General features: G+C 40.2%; 20 protein-coding genes. 5 read left to right on the top strand and 15 right to left on the bottom strand.

Features of this window, described 5'->3' with window-relative positions; translation table 11 throughout:
* Positions 1–3 precede the first annotated feature (3 nt).
* On the bottom strand, positions 4–1,506 hold the full coding sequence (locus tag H148_RS0107755) for a GH3 auxin-responsive promoter family protein (RefSeq protein ID WP_029034294.1): 1,503 nt from the start codon (positions 1,504–1,506) through the stop codon (positions 4–6).
* A gap of 5 nt (positions 1,507–1,511) precedes the next feature.
* Positions 1,512–2,381 (bottom strand): M23 family metallopeptidase, encoded by an 870-nt coding sequence (locus H148_RS0107750; RefSeq protein ID WP_029034293.1) that lies wholly within the window; start codon positions 2,379–2,381, stop codon positions 1,512–1,514.
* A gap of 112 nt (positions 2,382–2,493) precedes the next feature.
* On the opposite strand from H148_RS0107750, the gene tatA reads away from it, so the two are divergent.
* Positions 2,494–2,691 carry a twin-arginine translocase TatA/TatE family subunit gene (gene tatA / locus H148_RS0107745; RefSeq protein WP_029034292.1) on the top strand — a complete coding sequence of 66 codons (198 nt, stop codon included), beginning with the start codon at positions 2,494–2,496 and terminating at the stop codon, positions 2,689–2,691.
* A gap of 58 nt (positions 2,692–2,749) precedes the next feature.
* Here tatA and H148_RS0107740 read toward each other — a convergent pair whose 3' ends face one another.
* The 3 genes from H148_RS0107740 to H148_RS0107730 are packed head-to-tail and all read right to left on the bottom strand — an operon-like array spanning position 2,750 to position 6,558.
* Entirely contained in the window at positions 2,750–3,724 is a 975-nt protein-coding gene (locus H148_RS0107740) for a DUF4837 family protein (protein ID WP_029034291.1), read from the bottom strand.
* 23 nt (positions 3,725–3,747) lie between these two features.
* A complete protein-coding gene (locus H148_RS0107735) occupies positions 3,748–5,319 on the bottom strand; it encodes a lytic transglycosylase domain-containing protein (protein ID WP_029034290.1) in 1,572 nt (523 codons plus the stop codon).
* 54 nt (positions 5,320–5,373) lie between these two features.
* Positions 5,374–6,558 carry a phosphoglycerate kinase gene (locus H148_RS0107730; protein ID WP_029034289.1) on the bottom strand — a complete coding sequence of 395 codons (1,185 nt, stop codon included), beginning with the start codon at positions 6,556–6,558 and terminating at the stop codon, positions 5,374–5,376.
* A 70-nt stretch (positions 6,559–6,628) separates the two neighbouring features.
* Between H148_RS0107730 and H148_RS0107725 the strand changes: the two genes are divergently transcribed.
* Together H148_RS0107725 and H148_RS0107720 are read left to right on the top strand one after the other, a co-directional pair.
* Entirely contained in the window at positions 6,629–7,777 is a 1,149-nt protein-coding gene (locus H148_RS0107725) for a DNA polymerase III subunit (protein WP_029034288.1), read from the top strand.
* A gap of 6 nt (positions 7,778–7,783) precedes the next feature.
* Positions 7,784–8,182 (top strand): hypothetical protein, encoded by a 399-nt coding sequence (locus tag H148_RS0107720; protein WP_029034287.1) that lies wholly within the window; start codon positions 7,784–7,786, stop codon positions 8,180–8,182.
* A 50-nt stretch (positions 8,183–8,232) separates the two neighbouring features.
* On the opposite strand, the gene H148_RS0107715 is transcribed toward H148_RS0107720, so the two are convergent.
* From H148_RS0107715 to H148_RS0107695, 5 genes are all read right to left on the bottom strand, one after another.
* Complete coding sequence (locus H148_RS0107715) at positions 8,233–8,769, bottom strand: OmpH/Skp family outer membrane protein (protein ID WP_029034286.1); 537 nt, start codon at positions 8,767–8,769, stop codon at positions 8,233–8,235.
* A gap of 230 nt (positions 8,770–8,999) precedes the next feature.
* Positions 9,000–9,854, bottom strand: coding sequence for a class I SAM-dependent methyltransferase (locus tag H148_RS0107710; protein WP_211222981.1), 855 nt, complete (start codon positions 9,852–9,854; stop codon positions 9,000–9,002).
* A 42-nt stretch (positions 9,855–9,896) separates the two neighbouring features.
* Positions 9,897–11,768, bottom strand: coding sequence for a tRNA uridine-5-carboxymethylaminomethyl(34) synthesis enzyme MnmG (gene mnmG, locus H148_RS0107705; protein ID WP_029034284.1), 1,872 nt, complete (start codon positions 11,766–11,768; stop codon positions 9,897–9,899).
* Between the two features lie 10 nt (positions 11,769–11,778).
* Positions 11,779–12,198 (bottom strand): rRNA maturation RNase YbeY, encoded by a 420-nt coding sequence (gene ybeY, locus H148_RS0107700; RefSeq protein WP_029034283.1) that lies wholly within the window; start codon positions 12,196–12,198, stop codon positions 11,779–11,781.
* Positions 12,191–15,460: a DUF4175 family protein gene (locus tag H148_RS0107695; protein WP_245583400.1), complete on the bottom strand. Its 3,270-nt coding sequence runs from the start codon at positions 15,458–15,460 to the stop codon at positions 12,191–12,193. The genes ybeY and H148_RS0107695 overlap by 8 nt, the downstream gene beginning before the upstream one ends.
* Positions 15,461–15,562: 102 nt before the next feature.
* Between H148_RS0107695 and gltX the strand changes: the two genes are divergently transcribed.
* Positions 15,563–17,086 carry a glutamate--tRNA ligase gene (gltX, locus tag H148_RS0107690; RefSeq protein WP_029034281.1) on the top strand — a complete coding sequence of 508 codons (1,524 nt, stop codon included), beginning with the start codon at positions 15,563–15,565 and terminating at the stop codon, positions 17,084–17,086.
* Between the two features lie 78 nt (positions 17,087–17,164).
* On the opposite strand, the gene H148_RS0107685 is transcribed toward gltX, so the two are convergent.
* Positions 17,165–17,845 (bottom strand): outer membrane beta-barrel protein, encoded by a 681-nt coding sequence (locus H148_RS0107685; RefSeq protein ID WP_029034280.1) that lies wholly within the window; start codon positions 17,843–17,845, stop codon positions 17,165–17,167.
* 76 nt (positions 17,846–17,921) lie between these two features.
* Between H148_RS0107685 and H148_RS0107680 the strand changes: the two genes are divergently transcribed.
* Positions 17,922–18,938: an SPFH domain-containing protein gene (locus H148_RS0107680; protein WP_029034279.1), complete on the top strand. Its 1,017-nt coding sequence runs from the start codon at positions 17,922–17,924 to the stop codon at positions 18,936–18,938.
* On the opposite strand, the gene H148_RS0107675 is transcribed toward H148_RS0107680, so the two are convergent.
* From H148_RS0107675 to H148_RS0107660, 4 genes are all read right to left on the bottom strand, one after another.
* On the bottom strand, positions 18,939–19,163 hold the full coding sequence (locus H148_RS0107675) for a DUF6327 family protein (RefSeq protein WP_037324827.1): 225 nt from the start codon (positions 19,161–19,163) through the stop codon (positions 18,939–18,941). It abuts the gene before it with no gap.
* Positions 19,163–19,669 (bottom strand): phage holin family protein, encoded by a 507-nt coding sequence (locus H148_RS17480; RefSeq protein ID WP_051286302.1) that lies wholly within the window; start codon positions 19,667–19,669, stop codon positions 19,163–19,165. The genes H148_RS0107675 and H148_RS17480 overlap by 1 nt, the downstream gene beginning before the upstream one ends.
* A gap of 5 nt (positions 19,670–19,674) precedes the next feature.
* Positions 19,675–20,127 carry a YtxH domain-containing protein gene (locus tag H148_RS17475; RefSeq protein ID WP_083961612.1) on the bottom strand — a complete coding sequence of 151 codons (453 nt, stop codon included), beginning with the start codon at positions 20,125–20,127 and terminating at the stop codon, positions 19,675–19,677.
* Between the two features lie 134 nt (positions 20,128–20,261).
* Entirely contained in the window at positions 20,262–21,938 is a 1,677-nt protein-coding gene (locus H148_RS0107660) for a glutamine--tRNA ligase/YqeY domain fusion protein (RefSeq protein WP_029034277.1), read from the bottom strand.
* Positions 21,939–21,971 lie beyond the last annotated feature (33 nt).

Genomic DNA, 21,971 nt, shown 5'->3' with positions numbered 1-21,971 from the left:
AAATTATTTTCTATTTTTTATATTTTCCAAAGCTTCGGCAATCTTGCGATCATTTGAGAGCCTTGGTAATTTGTTTTGTCCGCCCAGTTTTCCAATAGATTTCATATATTGATGAAAACCGTTTGCGGAAACCCGACTTATCTTTAACTGCTGAAGGATCTTTCCTTCGATCAAATCCAGGTAATATGAATTTTGCTGCCGAAGCGAATGGTCTAAAGCTGTTGCAAAAATATTCAAATCTTCGGGTTCTTCTTCAAATTCTATGAACCACTCGTGGTAAGGCAATTGATCACCTTCGGGAGTTATTTGCGGTGCGACAGTGAACTCCGCGATTTGAACTCCTGTACCGGCAGTAGCTTCCTGCATCGCCTGTTCCACTTCTTTGGCTATCACGTGCTCCCCAAAAGCGGAAATAAAATGCTTAATCCTTCCCGAAACGATCACTCTGTACGGAACCAGCGAAGTAAATTGTACGGTATCTCCAATATCATACGCCCACAATCCTGCGGAAGTAGAGATGATCATCACATAATTCTTGTAAAGTTCCACCTCTCCTATTGTGTATCGCCGGGGATTATCTAAATAGAATTCATTGGCTTTTATGAACTCATAGAAGATTCCGGAATTCAATAACAGAAGCATTCCCTTCTCATTCTGCCTGTCCTGAAAGGCAAAAAATCCTTCAGACGCCGGGAACAACTCTATGCTGTCAACTTTACGACCAATAAGGTTTTCAAATTTAGCACGATACGGTTCAAAATTTACACCACCGTAAATAAACAGATTGAAATTAGGAAAAATTTCTCCTACTTTTTTCCCGGTTCTTGCCTGTAGTCTTTCAAAATACATGTGAACCCATGATGGTATCCCGCTTATCACGGTCATATCCTCCTTAACGGTTTCATCAACAACTGCTTCTACTTTAGTTTCCCAATCTTCAATAATATTAGTCTTCCAGGACGGCATGCGATTGCGTTGGAGATAACCGGGAACATAATGTGCAGCTATGCCGGAGAGCCTTCCAAGTTTAATTCCATTCTTTTCGTCCAGCTCGGGACTACCCTGTAAAAAGATCATTTTCCCGTCTACAAAGCCAGAATTCCCCGTGTCGTTGATATAACACAAAATGGCATTTCGGGCTGCATCAATATGAGTGGGCATGGATTCCTTTGTAAGCGGAATGTACTTAGCCCCACTGGTAGTTCCAGAAGTCTTGGCAAAGAAAATAGGTTTTCCCGGCCATAAAATATCTTTTTCTCCGGCCACCACCTTTTCAACGTATGGTTTCAAGTCTTCATAGTCTCTCACCGGCACCCGGGCTGCATATTCCCTATAGCTCGAAATGTTTCTGAATCCATGATCTTTACCAAACTCTGTATTGGCTGCTTTCTTTAACAGGCCTTCAAAAACCCTTTTTTGAGTCTCTACCGGTTTGGTAGCCCAGACATCAATCTGGCGTCGAACGTAGGCTGCGAATATTTTGGCTGCAAATGATTTAACTGACATAAAATTTATTCAAAATCTATAAAATCTGTTGGATTTACGGGGCGTCCTTCACTCCACAATTCAAAATGCAGGTGAGGTCCTGTCGAATATTCTCCTGTAGAGCCGGCTGTTGCTATAACTTCACCTCTTTGCACTCTGTCCCCCTGCTCTTTAGTGAGAGAAGAATTGTGCTTATAAATAGAAATTAGCCCGTAACTGTGCTCCACGATAATGACATTCCCTGTCTCTGCAGTCCATCCTGAAAAGATTACAGTCCCATCGGCCACAGATTTTACAGGAGCGTTATGAGAAGCAACAATGTCTACTCCGAAATGCTTCTCCTTAATGTTATATCCTTCCGAAAAAGGACCCTTTAAAGGAGGAAACAAGGCGTAGTTGGCTCGGGAGGTGGCAGTTTCAAGAAAGTTATATTTATCCTCCTGCACTACGGTTTCCCTAAGCAGGCTATCTGCTTTTGAAGGTTTCAGGTTTACCTCTTCGGCATTTAACCTGTGGGATTCCATTAAAGAATCCCGGTTAAATTCTGCAGGCTTAACATCTCCCGAAAGTACCTGTTTAATGGAACCAAGATATTGGTTATTAAGCTCTACCACAGTTTGAAGGGAATCTGTTTTATAAGCCAGGTGCAAAGCTCTTTGTTGTAGCTCGGTGGAGGAGTAGCCGGGGATGTATTCCCTAAGGCCTGTAAAGGCAATGAGCACGGTTGTACCTGCAATCAACAATATTGCCGACAGGGTTACCACCACAAAAACATTTAGACGAGTAAGTTTAAAAGACACTTTTTCTTCAAAAGTGTCTTCATTAAGAATAACAAGTCGGTATTTGTGCAGGAGTTTTTGCCTGAAATTTCTTTTATGTTCGGTGTTTCTGGTCATACGTGCTGCCTTGGGCAAAGATATAATAAAGATATTTTAAAGAGGTTTTATCCTTTCATAAACAAATGAATCAAAGTTTTATTAGTAACTTTGCCACATTAAATTGATCATTATGAGTGCAGTTTTTATACCGTTACAGATTGGAGCACCACAAATTATACTAATCGTGGTCATTGTGTTGTTGTTGTTTGGAGGAAGAAAGATCCCTGAATTAATGAGAGGTTTAGGCAGCGGAATTAAAGAATTTAAAGACGCTTCCAAAGAGGACGCTCCTGCCAGTAAATCTGAAGAAGACAAGAAGAGATTGTAAAAAATCGTCTTTCTGATATTTAAAAAAACCCAACTCAAGAGTTGGGTTTTTTAGTTCTCTATTGAATTTTGGCAGATCTAAGAATGGCTTCAAGTTCCATCATATTTTCCCTTTTTCTTGCCGAAGGTGAAAACGCAAATCCTTCTAAAATCACATATCTGTCATTCTCTTCATCAAGTACTGCGTAGTTGATAAAAGGTCCGGCCATGAAATCTCCTTTAACCTCCCACATTCCTTTCGATTCCCATGCAAATTTACCGTCGATTTGAGATTCAAAGAGGTAAGGCGCATAAGCAGCTTCAGTTATCATATAGCTATCTTCCACTCTTCCGGGAATGTGAGTATTCCCAATGGAGTCCCGCATTTCAATAATGTTTCCTATAATATTGGTATCCTTTTCAATAACGTGTCTTGGCACCTCATAAACAAGAATTTCCATACTACCTGTAGGTATGTCCTTTCGTATCCAGAAGAAGTCATCCGTTTCTTTAGCATATCTGTAAGCAGTAGGGAATTTCAACGAGACCCCAAGTCTCTCTTCCAGCTGTTCATCGTTCTTTAAGGATTTTTTGATCCGACGTTGCTGCTCGGCAAGTTCAGTTCTTTTAAAGGTAGAAATAATCTTATCTGCATTTTCATCAATAAGGGAAATGATCTGATCATTTGTCTCCCCGGTGACCAAAACCCCTTTTTGAGGCCTGGCATAGGCATCATCTGCCATTTTTATTTCCGGCTCCTGTCCTTTTTGAACCTGTAAAAAGAGCCTGTTCTTTCTGGCAAAACCTGAGAATGCTTCAGGCGGCATCTGACTCAGAGAAAATAACGGTTCCTCTTGTGGCAGGCCATCAACAGGGGCAGCGAGATGGCGTCGTACTGCTTCTCCTACTTCACCTGTCCAAAGTTCGTTTTCCATGACCACTGTAACATTATTAATATTTCCGGAGGAGTTCGATACTATTACCGGGTCATTCTGGCCATCACCACATCCTGTTAAAATAAAAAGAACGGAATAGAATGCTAAAAGTTTTTTCATAGATAAAATTTAAGGCGGAAAGACTATCCGCCGGAAAGTTTAAGTTTCATCCCCGGCTTTAACCGGTTACTGTTCATATTGTTTAAATTTTTGATCTCCTGTACGGTTACCCCCGGAAACTTTTTGGAAATGCTCCATAGAGAATCACCGTGTTTCACAGTGTAAATCTGAGATGAAGTGGAACTCTCGGCTGTTGCTGAATTTTTCTGAGGATAGATTAAAAGCCTTTGTCCAATCTTAAGATTATTGCTTCTTAAGTTATTCCATTGTTTAATCTGGCTTACTCCTACTCCGTGTCTTTCGGCAATTCTTCCAAGATAATCTCCACGTCTTACTCGATATCTTATAGTAGATTCCGGTTGTACAAGGTCCGTTTCGCTCTCCTCTTTTTGTTCCTTTAAGGCCTTGGTGTAACCATAAATAGCTTCTTCATTATTTACAAAAAGTCCAGTCCTGTTTCGGGGTAATCTAAGGCTATACCTCTCATCTTTCAGGAAAGGAATGACATCCAGTTTGTAGCTGGGATTGAGGAACTGTAACATCTCTTTTTCCACACCTGTTACCTGTGAGATCTCTTCGAAAGTAAGCATCTTCTTTGGATGGATGGTATCGGTCTCGAAGTACGTCGTTCTTGGATGTGGTGGCTGAAAACCGTGTTCTTCAGCATATTCAAAAATATACATGGTGGCCAGAAAAGCCGGCACATACCCTGCAGTTTCACGCGGAAGATAAGACCTCAAAGTCCAGTAGTTGGTAGAACCACCACTCCGTCTTATAGCCTTGGAAACATTTCCCGGTCCAGAATTATAGGAGGCCAAAACCAGATCCCAGTCCTCAAAAACTCTATACAAAGTTGAAAGATACTGAGCCGCGGCTTCAGTAGCCAATACGGGATCCATTCGTTCATCTACGTAAGAACTCACGTCCAGACCGTGCATTTTGCCTGTTGGATACATAAACTGCCACAAACCAGTAGCCCCTACGCGGGATCTTGCGCGGGGATTAAGAGCCGATTCAACTATGGCGAGATACTTTATCTCAAGTGGAATATTATAAATATCAAGTTTCTGCTCAAAAAGAGGAAAATAATAAGTGCTCAGAGCCATTAACCGCTCCATTCCCTTCTTATTCCTCTTTAGGTAAGATTTGATGACGTTCTCAAGCAATGGATTGTATTCAACATTAAATGGTGTTTTAGCATTGAGCCTTTGAAGTCTTAATTTCAGCGTATCTGTGGGTAGATCATCAAAAACTACATCATTGTATTCCTGGTTTAACAGGGAATCTCTGAGATCCATATATAAACTGGATTCAAAAAGTTCCTGTTGCCAAAGGGAATCTATCATCGCTGCCCCCGGATCATCTAAAAGGGCAAAAATAAGAGAGTCTTTGACGATCTTATGAACGGGGACATTATTGGCAAGATCTACATCATCACTATCGAGCAAAAGGAAAAAATCCTGCTCGGGAAGCCTTATGGTATCGCCTGTTTCTCCATACTCCTGTCCTTCAACATTCTTTGCCTCAGTTTTAACCTCCTGGGCAAATGCAGCTACAGACATGAGCAGCATCAAAATTGGCAAAATTTGTTTCATCATAAAGTCATTTCTCAACAAGCGGTGATTTTCTCCTTCAATTATCGTACCTCTTTACCTTTTCAAGGCTTCAATTCCCGGTAAACTTTTACCTTCCAACATTTCCAACATAGCTCCACCCCCGGTAGAAACGTAACTCACTCTATCTTCAAAACCAAATTGTTTAACGGCTGCAACAGAGTCTCCTCCTCCTACAAGAGAGAAAGCACCTTTTTTCGTGGCTGCAGCAATATGTTCTCCAACAGCAATCGTTCCTTTTGCAAAAGGCTGCATTTCAAATACTCCCATAGGTCCATTCCAAAGAATTGTTTTAGATTTCTCAAGAACCTCTCCATATTTTTTAACGGTCTCGGGTCCTATGTCAAGTCCCATCCATCCATCCGGGATTTCGTCTACCAAAACTATTTTGGTACTTGCATCTTCCGAAAAAGAATCGGCTATTACCGAATCCTTTGGAAGATGTATCTTAACCCCTTTTTCCTCGGCTTTCCTAAGGATCTCAAGTGCCAGTTCCAATTTGTCTTCCTCTACCAAAGAGTCTCCAATTTCACCTCCCTGCGCTTTAGTAAAAGTATAAGTCATTCCACCGCCAATGATGAGGTGATCGATCTTATCAAAAATATTTTCAATAACGGTGATCTTTGTTGAAACCTTTGCTCCACCTAAAACTGCGGTCACAGGTTTTTCTGAGCTTCCCAACACTTTCTCAAGACTGTCAATTTCTTTTCCCAGTAGAGAACCCACTGCTTTTTCTTTAAAATAATTAACCACAATAGTGGTGGAAGCATGTGCACGATGTGCAGTACCAAAAGCATCGTTTACATAAATATCTCCCAGTGTAGCAAGTTTTTTAGCAAATCCTACATCTCCTTTCTCTTCTTCTGCATGAAAGCGAAGATTTTCTAATAGGAGCACCTCTCCGGGTTTCAAATTTCTAGCGGCCTGTTGAGCCTTCTCCCCTACACATTCATCTACAAATTGCACATCTACGCCAAGAATTTCTGAAACTTTAGCTACGATGTGCCGTAGCGAATTTTTTTTGTCTACTCCTTTTGGACGCCCCAGGTGGGACATGAGAATAGCGCTGCCGCCATCATTCAAAATCTTATCGACTGTGGGCTTGGCTCCTTCAATCCGGCTGGTATCACCTACTTCCTGTTGTTCATTAAGAGGAACATTAAAATCTACTCTTATAAGGGCCTTTTTATCTTTAAAATTATAATCGCTAATAGTTTTCATATAGCTGGTTTTAGCTTAAATTAAATTTTTCCCTAAGATAATAAAGTGTGAAGAAATTCTATCTTTGCTTATGCTATTTTCTGAAGTTTTAGGCCTTCCGCACATAAAGAATCACCTTACTACAACGGTAGATAACAACAGGATTCCTCATGCTCAATTATTCATAGGATCATCTGGAAGCGGAACGCTCCCTATGGCGATCGCCTATGCACAATACGTCCTTTGCGGCAATACGGGCTCAGAGAATAATACCGGACTGGAAGCCTGTAACATAAAGATGAACAAATTGGCTCACCCCGATCTGCACTTCGCTTTTCCTGTTGCCAATAATGATAAAGTCAAAAAGAATGCTGTTGCTTCTCATTTTAGCGAGGAATGGCGGCAGTTTGTTGAACAGGAGCCCTACGGCAGCCTTTTTGACTGGTACCAGAAATTGGGAATAGAAAATAAGCAGGGCAAAATTGGTGTGGATGAAGCCCATGACATTGTAAAATCCCTTTCTCTTAAATCATACGAAGGAGGCTATAAGGTTATGATCATCTGGATGGCCGAAAAGATGAATGATAGCTGCGCTAACAAATTACTAAAGCTTATAGAAGAACCTCCGCAAAAAACTCTATTTCTACTCATTACCGAAGAAGAAGAGAATATCATACAGACTATACGATCAAGATGTCAGGCATTGCACTTTCCTCCCCTTAATGAAGCAGTAATTGCTGAAGGTTTAATTGCTAGAGAACACTGTGATAGGCCAAAAGCGATGACTATTGCTCACCGCGCTAATGGCAACTTCAATAGTGCTCTCCACATCCTGAAACATAACTCGGGGGACGAGCAATTTGAGGAATGGTTTATTTCCTGGGTAAGAACAGCTTTCAAAGCTAAAGGAGATAAAACTGCTCTAGCCGAACTAATTGCCTGGAGTGAAATGATCGCCGGAACGGGCAGAGAGCCACAGAAAAAATTCCTGCTCTACTGTATGGATTTTTTCAGGCAGGCTCTTATGTATAATTACAAGGCAAAAGATCTCGTGTTTATGGAGCCGCAAACTAAAGGCTTTAAATTAGACAAATTTGCTCCGTTTATAACCGGGAATAATATTACCGGCATAACGAAAGAACTGGAAGATGCCGTCTACCATATCGAGAGAAATGGAAATGCCAAAATCATCCTCACAGACCTATCTATAAAACTAACCCGACTTATTCACAAAAACTAGTTCCTTATGGACCATTTAATTCCAAATATCCCTGTTTACCTCATTTTGGTTTTTACCATTATTACCTTTCTCCAGTCGGGTCTTGACAAGATGATGAACTGGAGTGGTAATTATGAATGGCTTACCGGCCACTTTAAAGGCACTTTTATGGGAGGAATGGTTTCCTTGCTTTTGGGAATTATTCTTCTCCTGGAAATCATTACAGGACTGCTGGCCCTAATAGCTATATTTACCCTTTATATGAATGACAATCCAAGCCTGGCACTTTGGGCACTTGTTCTTGCAGCAGTAACCCTGCTTATGCTCCTGTTTGGACAACGGGTAGCAAATGACTATGCCGGTGCGTTTACCATAGTAGGATACTTCATTGTCATTATTTTTGGAATCTTTCTGGTAACGGCATAAAAAAAGGTTCCATGTGGAACCCTTTATTTATATCTTAAGAAATGTATTTCTTAATCCGTAACCGCAGCATCAGTTTTGGTCACTCCAGCACTCTCATTTAGCTCTTCAAGGATTTCCTGAGTAATATCAAGACCTTCCTCGGCGTACATAATATTTGCAGATTCATTTGAACCAAAAATATAGGTGTAGTCGTTCTCTTCACCATAAGCCTTTACAAAATCCTTTACTTTTGTGATGAGAGAATCTATAACCACATCCCCTTCCTGTCTCAACTGGCCACTTCGCATTTGCTGTTGTTGCTGAAGCATTTGTTGTTTGCGCATTAACTCGTCCTGGGCAGCTTGTCTTTCAGCTTCAGACATTGTTGCCATGTTATCTCTGAATTCCACTACCTCCTGCTGAAAAGCCTGTGCAGCAGAATCCAGTTCTCTCTTCAAACTTTCCGATCTCACATTGAAATCTGCTTCCACTTCTTTCATTTCTGAATACTCCTGAATTAAAACAGTAGTATCTACATACGCAGTTTTTTCGTTGTTACATCCTGTAAACATAGCCCCTAACGAAAGGACCATTATTAATTTCTTCATTTTTAATTTTTATTTAGTTTGTAGCAAAAGTAAGAAAGCAATTCTATTCCTTTTCAAAAATGGCAAAAATCTCATACTATAGGAATAAAATATGGTTAAATACTTTACAATGTAGATTATCTATTAAAAAATGTCATTTTTGAGCCCCAATGAAGCTATAAAAGGAAAAACCCGACCCAAGAGCCAATCACTGTCTAGAATAGGCTTAAAACGTCTGTAAAAGGTGTTTTTTAGGTTTTCCTGAAAAAATAGGCTAGGGAAGAGAAGTTTCCGGTGGTCCTGGCTTTAAAATTTGAAGTAGCCCCTCTCATTATTGCCCGAGGAAGGTTTGCCGAACCACAAGCATATTTTTCAGAAAGAAGGCTAACATAAAACGAGTCGAAAAAAAGTCCTTTTTGAGAGCTAAGAGAAAAACCTTGTGCGGCAAATATTTTTTTAATTGCCGAAGGGGAAAAATGATACAGGTGTCGGGGCACATCATAAGCTGCCCAGTTTTCTTTATACTTCTGCGCATCATGACTTTTAAAATTAGGAACCGCGATGACCAGAAGACCATCAGGTTTTAAAAGCCGATACAATTCTGTTATCTGTTCCTGAAGATCGGGCACATGCTCCAAAACATGCCACATAGTAATTACATCAAAACTATTATCTTGAAAAGAAGAAGTTTCTTTCTGCAGGCCCAGTCCTTTTTTTGAAGCAAGTTCTCTGGCTCCTGAATCGGGTTCAGCTCCAAAAACTTTCCAACCACGTCTTTTTGCTGCCAGTAAAAAATCTCCCGTTCCGGCACCAATATCTAAAATTTTCCCTCCGGAAGTTTTTCCTTTTTGGATCCAGTTTAATTTCTTTTTTAGCATCAGGCTTTTTACCTGCTGATAAATTTTATCCAGAAATCTCTTTTTTGAATCGGTATGTGAAATGTATTCTTCGCTCTTATAATAACCTGGTAGCTTATCAAGATTAGGGCGGGGAAAAGTAGCTAAGAGTTCAAGATCATTTGCCTTTCTCAATTCAAAAGACTCTCCACTTACTGTGTGATCTTTACATACGAGGAAGGGTTCTTCAGAAAATTCTATTGGAAACATTTAAAATTATTAGCAGTTGTTCCACGTGGAACTATTACATTTTTACCTTCCCATATAAACCAGCAAAACTGAAATGTCATTTGGGCTCACCCCACTAATTCTTGAAGCTTGTGATACAGAAGTTGGTTTTACTTTCTTCAGTTTTTCACGTGCTTCATAGGACATGGATTTGATCCTGGAGTAGTCAAAATCCCCCGGAATTTTTATTCCTTCAAGTCTGTGAAGTTTATCGGCATTGTTCTTTTCCTTCTGAATATAGCCCGAATATTTAACCTGAATTTCGGTTTGCTCAAGTACTTCTTCATTCAAATCATTCTCCTGAATATACTCCTCTACTCCACTAAAAGTCCGCACATCCTGCATGGCAATATTAGGTCTGGAAAATATTTTGAAGATCTTATCGCTTTGCTTCATGGGCGCAGAATCATTTGCTTCCAAAACAAGATTAGACTCATCCGGAGCTACACTGGTCTCTTTCAGGAAGTTTACAAAAGCGTACGATTTTGTTTTCTTTTCCTCCATCTTTTGCATCCTTTTTTCAGAAGCCAAACCAATTTTATATGATTTTTCGGTCAGCCTGAAATCGGCATTATCCTGTCTCAATAAAGTTCTGTATTCAGCTCTTGAAGTAAACATGCGATATGGCTCTTCAGTTCCTTTTGTGATAAGATCATCAATAAGAACTCCTATATAGGCCTCACTCCTTTGCAATACAAATTCTTCTCTCTCCTTCACTTTTAGAGCGGCATTTATTCCTGCCATCAATCCCTGGGAACCGGCTTCCTCGTAACCTGTAGTTCCATTAATTTGGCCGGCGAAATAAAGTCCGTTAACCAGTTTTGTTTCGAGGGTGTGCTTCAATTGTGTCGGCGGGAAATAATCGTACTCGATCGCATAACCTGGTCGAAAGAATTTCACATTTTCAAAACCTGCAACTGAACGAAGCGCTTTAAATTGAACATCCTCGGGTAACGAAGTGGAAAATCCATTTATATACATCTCCACAGTATTCCAACCTTCAGGTTCAATAAACAGTTGATGTCTGTCTTTCTCGGCAAAACGGTTGATCTTATCTTCAATTGAAGGACAATATCTCGGACCGATACTTTTAATCCTTCCGTTAAACATTGGAGAACGATCAAAACCTTCTTTTAATAATTCGTGCACCTGGGGCGAGGTGTAAGACATATAACACGATCGCTGTTTTGTAAGCGGTTTTGTTTCGTCTAAATAGGAAAACTTTGAAGGTACATCATCCCCGGGTTGTTCGATCATTTTTGAATAATCCAAAGATCGTCCATCCACTCTGGGTGGTGTTCCGGTTTTCATTCTTCCGGCTTCAAAACCTAATTGTACAAGTTCCTCGGTAATTCCGGTTGCAGCTCTTTCTCCTGCCCTACCGCCTCCAAATTGTTTATCTCCAATGTGGATCAAACCATTTAAAAAAGTACCATTGGTTAGAATTACACTTTTAGCTTTAATCACCAATCCCAACGAGGTTTTCACCCCTACAACTTTCTCTCCTTCTATAAGAAGTCCAGAGACCATCTCCTGATAAAAATCCAGATTTGCTGTTGCTTCAAGTCGTAAACGCCAATGCTCTGCAAACATCATTCTATCACTCTGCACCCTGGGGCTCCACATTGCAGGTCCTTTTGATTTGTTCAGCATTTTAAACTGAATCGCACTGGTGTCACTTACGAGTCCGCTGTAACCTCCAAGAGCATCAATCTCCCTTACGATTTGACCTTTGGCAATTCCGCCCATGGCAGGATTGCAACTCATTTGGGCTATATTTTGCAGGTTCATGGTCACCAAAAGTGTACTGGCGCCCATATTGGCTGCCGCAGCTGCGGCCTCACTTCCGGCATGACCGGCTCCTACAACAATAACATCATATTCGTTCTGAAACATAAATTTCCTTCTATTGTTCCACGTGGAACATTTTCATTTTTTCCTCTTCTTTAGTTCGCATTAGTTGTTCTTCTTCCGCGGATTTATCCTTATATCCGCACAGGTGAAGAACTCCGTGAATGATTACCCGCTTAAGCTCTTCAGAGAAATCCACATTATAAGATTCAGAATTGTCTGCTACTCTTTCGGTGCTAATAAAAATATCTCCGTTGAGGATATTGCCCACGGAAGAGTCAAAGCTGATAATATCAGTATAAGTATCGTGATTAAGATACTTCTGATTCATCTCCAGCAAGTATTCATCACCGCAGAAAATGAAACTAATTTCACCAGTTTTCTTACCTTCAGATGCCACCACTTTCTTCACCCAATTTTCATGAGCAGGAATATTCTCCAGTTCAAAATCATTTTCGGAATAAAAATTAATTATCTCGTCGTTCAAAATACTCTTTTACTTTAAGCTTATAAATGGGGCGCAAAGGTAAGGTTTGTCTGTTTAAAATTTCAGTGGTATTAAAATATTCTTTAGCTCGATCTCTGGCGGCATTAGTCTCATTAATATACTCATCCTTACCGGTTGTAGATTCCCTTTCCGGTTTTCTACCCTGCTGTAATTTTGCCTCTTCCAGTTCAAGCAATTTGTGTTCCAATTGCTGCATTCTTTGTAGCACCCCGGGATCAAAACCTTTTTCAAGAAGCTGTTTTTCTATCTGCTCCATTTCCTTTTTAACTCCGTTGCCTTGACCATCTTTTCCTTCCTCCTTTAGCTTCTCATCTAAAGCCCGTCTCAACATTTGTTGTTCCTGGTATATTTTAAATAACTCTCCATTCCTTTCTTCACCTGATTCTCCGCTCTTTCCCTGTTTCTGTTCTTGCTCATTCTTCTGCATTTGCTCCCGCATCTTCTCATTGAGTTCCCCCTGCGTCTTTATAATATCAGGAAGTTGTTGGCCTTGCCCCTGTCCTTCGGAAGACGAGGAACTTAACATGTCTTCCATGTTACCCAGGATGTCACTTAATAAGTAGGCAAGATCGTTAGCACCTGTTACCACATACTGCTGACTGCTCACTCCCATTCTAATATCATTTTGGGCTAATCGATCCAGAGTCTGATCAAGACTGTAATCTACATCAACAAGATTTTTTATAATTGGTTCACTTATCATTTCATTCCTTAACGCCAGGGCATACAAACTATCATCAACATGACGAAAATTTTCTCTCAAAAGATCCTGTCGCCTCAACTTCCCCGGTAAAGAAGCATTATCACTACCTAACTTTTTAAAATCTTCCATAAGTTCCTCCTGTCCAAAACTAAAGGTTACAAGGTTATCAAGTATTTGCCGCAGCATTGCAACATCCTCCTGCATTTGCTGCATTCCTCCCTGTTGCATTTGCTGTTTCATCCTTTGACTCATTTCCTGGAGTTTTTCTCCGGCTTTCTTTTGTTCATTTTTCGCACCTTGCTTATTCTGTTTTTTTAGTTCTTCCTCCGCTTTTTGTTGTCCCTCCTTAATGTCCTGCTGTTCTTCCTTACTTTCAGGTATTTCCAGTGGCTTCTTAAGCCCCTTGTTTTCCTTTTGGAGATCTTCAAGATCTTCAAAAGTTTCCTCCGTTTCTTTTGAAATGGAATCCTGCGCACTCACCGTATTCGCCTTTTCTTGTTCGGCTAATTCTTCCTGCTTTTCTCCCAACTCTTCCAGTTTCTCTGCTACCCTGGCAGTCTTCTCCTGTACATAATATTTCTTAGTCAATTCCAGAAGTTGCTCCAAACTTCTTTCCTGATTCCTGTTGTTTTTAGAAAGCTCTTCTAATTTTTCCTGAAGTCCCTCCTCCTGTATTTTCTCTGAATATTTTTCCAGCTCCTCAAGAAGTTTCTCATTTTCCTCCAACTCTTCCTCACGGTTGGAAAGTCTTTCCTCGAGATTCTTTTTTAGATCTTCATTTTGAGGCGTGGATTCTTCTTCCAGATTTCGTTTAAGCTTTTCCGTAAAATTCTCCATAAGCTGGTTCTGCTGCTTTTGGCGTTCAAGAAAATTTTCGAGCTTTTTGCGGTCGTTGTAGTTAAGCTCCCTCTTTTCCTTCTGAAGCCTTGACAATTCCTCTAATTCCTTCTCCGAAAGTTTCATCTTTTCCAGGGAACCATCCATACCCTGAATTGCTTCTTGTTGTTCCTGAAGTCTTTGTTGCTTCTCCTCAGAATCTGTCTTCTTATGGTAAGTAAAAAGATTACTTTTCACCCTTTTATAACCGTTAATCCTGTCATTATCAATAACTTCGAAATAAAACTGATAGGCTTTACCTTTTTCAAGGTTTAGAGTATCGGGGAAACTGGTGACAAACTCACCAATGTTACCTTTGCCCCAAGGGAGACGCACCAATCTCTCCTCTCCCGGAGATTCTGTTGGCTGTACTACCAGGTTAACAGCAGAAATTCCGTAATCATCAGAAACTTTTCCGAAGAAATACTGGATTTCCATATCTAAAGAATCCACCTGCTGTTCAAGAACAAGTTCGGGATATTCATCCTTTACGGTTCTTATCTGGTAGTTCAGATTTTCATAGTTTTTTACTTTATCATTCGAAGTACTTATCTCATAGTTTACCGAAGAATTCAGTCGCTTTTCCAGTTTAAAAAGGTCTCCCTGTTTTTCGAATCTTTGTAGAGTATCATTCAATTGCATTTCAACTTCTTTAGTCGTCGAGGTTTCAAGCTCCCAATTAATAAATGTGCCTTCGGGCACGGTAGCATTTCCGGTACCATCAACTATCACCTCCCCTAACCTCGTATGTGCAGGATATTTTAAAATCATCCTCAAATTCCGCATTTTTGGAACCTCTACAATTTCAACTTCATAGGTCCCCGAGCTAACTTTGTTTGCGGAAAGACTGAAGTCGAAAGAATTTTGAGCCGGCTCGAAAGAATACTCAAAGGTGCCCGGAGAAACCCGCTTCATAAAATAAGTTTGTCCGTTGTATTGCACAGAGGCATCCTCGGGAACGATTCTTCCATTGGTACTCACCTGGATGGTTAGTGCCTCATTTTCTTTGATCTGCAATTGATCGTTATGCAGCTGAAAAGAAAAAGGTGCAGGCGGTTCATAAGCCGTTTTATAATTAACCACCCGCTCATAACTCCCCGAAAAGACTTCAGTTCTTCCCGAAAGCACCACGAGTATAATAATGATCAAAGGAATGGCAGCATATTTAAGGTATGGTACATTTTTCCGCAGATCTACAGCCATAGAAAAAGGTACAGGGCGTAATTCCCCGGCCTTTTGATCAATAGAAGCAATAAGCAGATCTGTTTTTCGATCATTGTTGTTGAGCTGCAGTAAATTCAGGAGTTTGTCATTGACTTCGGGGAAATGGCGGCCAATAATTTTTGAAGCATCGGTGTAATCGATTCCTCGGGAGATGCGGAACAACTTCAGCAGTGGATAGACGATAAACCTTCCGAAGAGAAAGACCTCTACCGCCACAAAACTCCAAAACAAAATACTACGGCCCGTAGAATTGAGCCAGAACAAGTGCTCAATAAAAAGTGTTAGAATAAAATACAGCAACCCAATGGCTACAAAAAATATGAAGCCTTTTAGAAGTTCGTTGAGATAAAACTTCTTTATGAACGCCTCCAGCTTCTTTCGTAAAATCTCAAAATTATCCATGCTCATCCCCTTTTTCAATCTCATAAAATTACAATTTTATTCGAGATTGTATTCCAACCTCCACATATTCAGTGCCATTTCGATAACCTAAAGAATCCTTTATCTTTGCATAATAAAACCAGCGTTATGTCTACAGAAAAAGTAAGGGTGCGTTTTGCGCCGAGTCCTACGGGGCCGTTACATATTGGAGGAGTTAGAACCGCTCTTTTTAACTACTTGTTTGCAAAAAAACACGACGGAGATTTTATTCTTCGCGTAGAAGATACAGACCAGGCCCGTTATGTGGAAGGAGCTGAGAAATACATCATCGAATCCCTCAACTGGTGCAACATTCCTTTTGATGAGGGCCCCGGAAAGGAAAAAGATGCCGGTCCTTACCGTCAAAGTGAGCGCAAATATATTTACAGGGAATATGCTGAGAAACTTCTCGCTTCCGGAAATGCGTACTACGCTTTTGATACGACCGAAGAATTAGACAAGCACCGGGAGGATCATGAGGCTAAAGGAAAGACTTTTATCTACAACTGGCACAATCGCCAAAAGCTGAAGAATTCACTTTCGCTTTCTGAGGCTGAAGTAAAGCAGAAAATAGAAGCAGGAGAACCTTACGTTATACGATTTAAGAGTCCCGAAGATGAAACGCTTCATCTAAAGGATGAGATTCGCGGCGAAATGACTATTGAAACTAAAATCCTTGATGATAAAGTGCTTTTTAAAAGTGACGGGATGCCCACTTACCACCTGGCAAATATTGTGGATGATCATCTCATGAAGATCACGCATGTGATACGCGGAGAAGAATGGCTGCCTTCCCTTGCATTGCACGTCCTTTTGTATAGAGCATTTGGCTGGACTGCTCCTAAATTTGCCCACCTCCCACTTATTCTAAAGCCCCAGGGCAAAGGAAAATTAAGTAAACGTGACGGAGACAAAATGGGCTTTCCCGTTTTCCCGCTGGAATGGAAAGATCCAAAGTCGGGTGCCATTTCTACCGGCTACCGGGAAGAAGATTATTTTCCTGAAGCTGTAATTAATATGCTTGCCCTTCTAGGCTGGAATGCCGGCGGCGGAACCGAAAAAGAGATCTATAATTTAAAAGAACTTACAGAAGCCTTTACCCTTGAGCATGTTTCTAAAGGCGGATCCAAATTTGATCCAGAAAAAACAAAATGGTTTCAGCATCATTATATGCAGCAGGCCGAGGATCAGGAACTGGCCGGTGATTTCCTCGAGCTGTTAAAAGAACAAGGTGTGAACTCAAATAAAGAATATGTTGCCAAGGTAATTGCCCTTCTAAAGGAAAGAGTGACGTTTTTAAGCGATTTCTGGGAATTGGGGAGCTACTTCTTCACTGCACCCGAAAACTATGATGAAAAGGCTGTAAAAAAGGCCTGGAAAGAAGATACTTCTGAAGTTTTGGATTCTGTTATTTCGATTGTGGAAGAAACTGAAGATTTTAGTGCAGGAAACCTTCAGGAAAAGGTGAAATCGTGGATAACTTCCGAAGGAATAGGTTTCGGAAAGGTAATGCAGCCCTTCAGGCTTTCTCTTGTTGGTGCAATGCAGGGTCCCGATGTATTTGACATTGCTGCCGCTATTGGAAAGGATGAAACCATTGCCAGATTAAGAACAGCGCAAGAGAAACTATAGTTTTAAAGAATGTATAATAAAAAAAGCCATTTTTGAAAGGTTTCAAAAATGGCTTTTCTCATTTTAGTTTCTACCAGACTACAGGAACATTGTAATACCGGTAGCAACTATACTCAGATGGCCTTTTGGGTTTGTAAATCCCGCATCTTTTTCCTGGAGATTTTCATCTTCAAGACCTTTCAGCATATTATTAAGCCCGTATTGATATTGTAGCCAGAACTTCACTTTTTCAAATCCGCCGCTAACTCCAATCGCAAAGTTTACATTAACGGGGGTCACTTTTTCAATTTCAATCGCCTGAATATTATAGTTGGCCAGATACCAAAGTTCTTTATCCTGTCTTGGCTCAAGCCTTCCATTCACCTGTAATACCGGTCCTGCCTCGATGCTTAGGTGGTGGTCAAGGAGCTTATAACTTCCCAGAAAACTACCTTGTACCCCAACCATACTATACTCTATAGCCTGCAAAGGCGTGGTAAGTTCGACTTTTTTCCTGCCGTCTATGTCCAGCTGAAAATCATAAAAATTGATCCCATATATAAACTGAAAGTCCTCATAAAAAGAGGCCCGGGCAGTAAAACCCGCTGTCCAGCTCACCTTAGGTGTCACCGGCAGGTCATTTGTTGCTATATTAAAGTAATTGGCACCAGCCTGTAATCCCAGCCTGTTATACTGTCCATCCCAAATTTCACGTTGAGCATTCGCCTGAAAGGAGAATAACACCACACCTGCCATAAAGAAGATTTTCTTCAAATTCATAAGTAGGAATTTATTTTTGAGGGACTAAATGTAGGAGATTAATTTTATATCTTTCGTTAAAATTAATCTTCACCAAATGATAGCCACAGTTTTAACCGCATTTTTCGTAGTCTTTGGGTTAATAATACTCTTTTCCGGAGTATTCACAGTAAAACAACAAACTGCAGCAATTCTTGAACGTTTTGGAAAATTCCAGCGTATAAGTAACAGCGGACTGCATTTTAAAGTCCCAATTATAGACCAAATAGCAGGTAGAATTAACTTAAAGGTACAGCAACTGGATGTACTGGTAGAAACAAAAACAAAAGATGATGTATTCGTAAAACTGAAGATCTCCGTCCAATTTCAGGTGATCGCAGCAAGGGTTTATGACGCTTTCTACAAACTTGAAAACTCCCATGATCAAATAACCTCCTACGTATTTGACGTTGTTCGTGCGGAAGTTCCAAAGATGAAACTGGATGATGTTTTTGAAAGAAAAGATGATATCGCAATAGCGGTAAAAAGGGAATTAAATGAAGCCATGGAAGAATATGGATACGACATCATTAAGACTCTCGTAACCGACATTGATCCCGATGTACAGGTAAAAGCGGCCATGAACCGCATTAATGCTTCAGAAAGGGAAAAAGTAGCTGCAGAATATGAAGCCGAAGCAGAAAGGATCAAGATCGTTGCCAAGGCCCGTGCAGAAGCAGAAAGCAAACGTCTTCAAGGTCAGGGAATTGCAGACCAGCGTCGTGAAATCGCCCGAGGTTTGGAAGAAAGTGTGGATGTACTAAACAATGTAGGAATCAATTCACAGGAAGCCTCTGCCCTTATTGTAGTTACCCAACATTACGACACTCTACAATCTCTTGGAGAGGAAACACAAAGTAACCTTATTTTATTACCTAATTCCCCTCAAACGGGAAGCGATATGCTTAATAATATGATCGCATCTTTCACTGCTTCAAATCAAATTGGAGAAGCTATGAAAAAAGAAAATGCTCTCAGGGAGCAGAAAAGAAAGGAAAAAGAAGCACGTAAGAACAGACACATACCTCCGGAACTTCCTAAACAGGAGAACAATGAGGACAATGTGGAGGAATAATTATTTCCATTTATCACCAATATAACCAAGAACAGAGGTGGTTCCTTTTAGAATCATTGAATTTTTGAAGATACTGCCAGCCGCACTTTTGAGAATACGTTTAGGGGAAAGGCTTTCTTTAGTCATGTTATAGCTAAGGAATACCTTTTCTTTATCAATCTCCTTTTGGAGCTCAAGAAGCTTAAGGTCTCTTTCTATTTCCTTAAAATTTTTATATTCTCTCATTATTTTTTCTTAATTGTAATTCCGTCTTTTTCTTCAATAATGACCGTATCTTCTTCCTGAACTGAGACTTTTTCTTTTTCTTTAATTATGACCTCATCTGTCTTGTAATCTACCTGTTCAGTAAATTCGGGATGAGTCTTTTTAGGTCTTTTTTTGGGCTCCTCAAAGAATTTTTTAGAGGCAGGTGGCAATAATGCTTTCATAAGTAATTTACTGCCAAAGAAAACGAAGAAAAGAGCGAAAAGAAGATATAGTCCCGCTACAATAAAGAATCCGCTACTTGGAGAATCCAGCCAGTTGCTTAAAGCTATAGCGATAGCAATGGACAGGAAAAGTAAAAAAAATAAACCAAAAAAAGCTATTGCCACACCTTTAATGGTGGCAGTAGCTCCTTTCATGGTTTTATTAAACAAATCCAGCTTATAATACTCCGCACTACTTTGTGCGAAGTTTTTGATGTTTTCGTTTAATTCCTTTAAATTTTCAGATATTCTTTCGAATGCCATAAGATTTAGACTGTAGCACTACCTGTGTTCTTACTTCCTTTGGATGCTACAGACGAATCAATATCAGCATTGTCTTTGTTAGCTTTGGATCCACTTCCAGTATTGGTGTTGGAATCGGAAAGACTCTGTCGATCCTTCTGAAATTTAGCGTTCTGTCTTTTAAGCTCATCAAGCTTAGTTTCAAGGCTGCTCAGAATTTCATCCGCTTTATAACTTGCTGAAGATAAAGTTTCCTCAAGTCTCTGCTCAAAATCTGATTTTGCTTTCTTTGCCTTTTGACTGAGATTTGAAGAGGTCTCCTTATATCGCTTATTTAAATCATCCTGAGTTCTTCTCGCGTTATCACCAAGTTTTCTCCTGGTTTCCTCTCCACTCTCAGGGGCATATAACATTCCAAGGCCGGCTCCAATTGCTGCCCCTGTTAGCAATGCTAAAAATGTACTTCCTGATTTTGCCATGATATTCGTTGTTATTAAGATTAATACTACAACCAAATATACTTCAATGAGGGCTGTACCGCTGTTAATAACCGGTTAATATCTAAAATCCTATGCTAAATTATTCTTAATTGGAAATACCATAATTACGGACATTATTCTTTGCCTCCCCAGGAATCCCTCAATGTTACCGTACGGTTAAAGACAATATGCTGCTCTGAACTTTCTTTATCAACGTTAAAATATCCTAATCTTTGGAACTGAAAATTATCCAAAGGTTCAACATTTTTAAGGCTGGGTTCAATAAATGCGGTGATAACTTTCAAGGATTCAGGATTAAGAAAATCCAGAAAATCTTTTTTCTTATCGGCATCGGGTGATTCTACACTAAATAATCTATCGTACAGCCTTACTTCTGCCTCAATTGCATGTTTTGCGGAAACCCAGTGCAAGGTTCCTTTAACCTTGCGCATGGATTCTTCGGTACCGCTGCCGCTTCGGCTCTTTGGATCGTAGGTACAGTGGATCTCTGTGATCTCTCCTGCATCATTTTTAATCACTTTCTCGCTTTTAATAATATAAGCGTTCTTAAGCCTTACTTCCTTTCCAAGAGTGAGCCTAAAAAACTTACGGTTAGCTTCTTCTTTAAAATCTTCCTGCTCAATAAACAATTCTTTAGAAAAAGGTACTTCTCTTGAGCCTGCGCTTTCATCTTCAGGATTGTTTTCGGCTTCGAGCCATTCCTCTTCCCCTTCAGGATAGTTAGTAATAACCACCTTTACAGGATCTAAAACAGCCATTACCCGAGGTGCCGTTTTATTAAGATCTTCCCGAATACAAAATTCTAACAGAGAAACATCAATTATATTTTCCCTTTTTGCAATTCCAATTGTTTCAGCGAATTTCCGGATAGATTCCGGAGTATATCCTCTTCTCCTAAGTCCGGAAATAGTAGGCATTCTGGGATCATCCCAGGATTTCACTATTCCTTTCTCCACAAGATGTAGAAGCTTTCTTTTACTTACTATAGTATGGCTAAGATTACGACGTGCAAATTCTCGTTGTTTTGGTCTAAAATCTTCCGCAAAACTAACCTTTTCGAGAAACCAGTTATAAAGTTCCCTGTGTGGCAAGAATTCCAGTGTACAAAAAGAGTGAGAAACAGCTTCAATGAAATCGCTTTGCCCGTGAGCCCAGTCGTATAGCGGATAAATCATCCAGTCATTGCCCGTACGATGATGTTTTCGATGCAAAATCCTGTACATGACAGGATCCCGCATCAACATGTTCTTCGCAGCCATATCTATTTTGGCCCTCAATACGTGCTCTCCTTCCTTTGTCTCTCCATCTTTCATCTTCTGAAAGAGTTCAAGGTTCTCTTCTACAGATCTCTCCCGGTAAGGACTGTTTTTTCCCGCCTGAGTAGGAGTTCCCTTTTGTTCGGCAATAGCTTCGGAAGGCTGACTGTCGACATAAGCATCACCGGATTTTATCATTAACACCGCCCAGTCATAGAGCTGCTGAAAATAATCTGAAGCATAACATTCCTTTGCCCAATTAAAGCCAAGCCACTCCACATCGTGTTTAATAGCGTCAACATATTCCTGTTCTTCTTTAATTGGATTGGTATCGTCAAATCTAAGATTCACCGGTGCATTGTACTTCTCTCCCAACCCGAAGTTGAGGCATATAGACGAAGCGTGGCCAATATGAAGATACCCATTTGGTTCTGGTGGAAACCTGAATTGGAGTTCCTCTTTTTTATAATCATTTTTTAAGTCTTCTTCGATTATTTGCTCAATAAAATTGAGGGATCGTTTTTCTTCAGCCATAGTTTCTGGAATCATCTTAAGGAGGCAAAATTA

The sequence above is a fragment of the Salinimicrobium terrae DSM 17865 genome, assembly GCF_000424665.1.
GTDB lineage: Bacteria > Bacteroidota > Bacteroidia > Flavobacteriales > Flavobacteriaceae > Salinimicrobium > Salinimicrobium terrae.
This window is presented reverse-complemented; position numbering and strand designations above follow the sequence as displayed.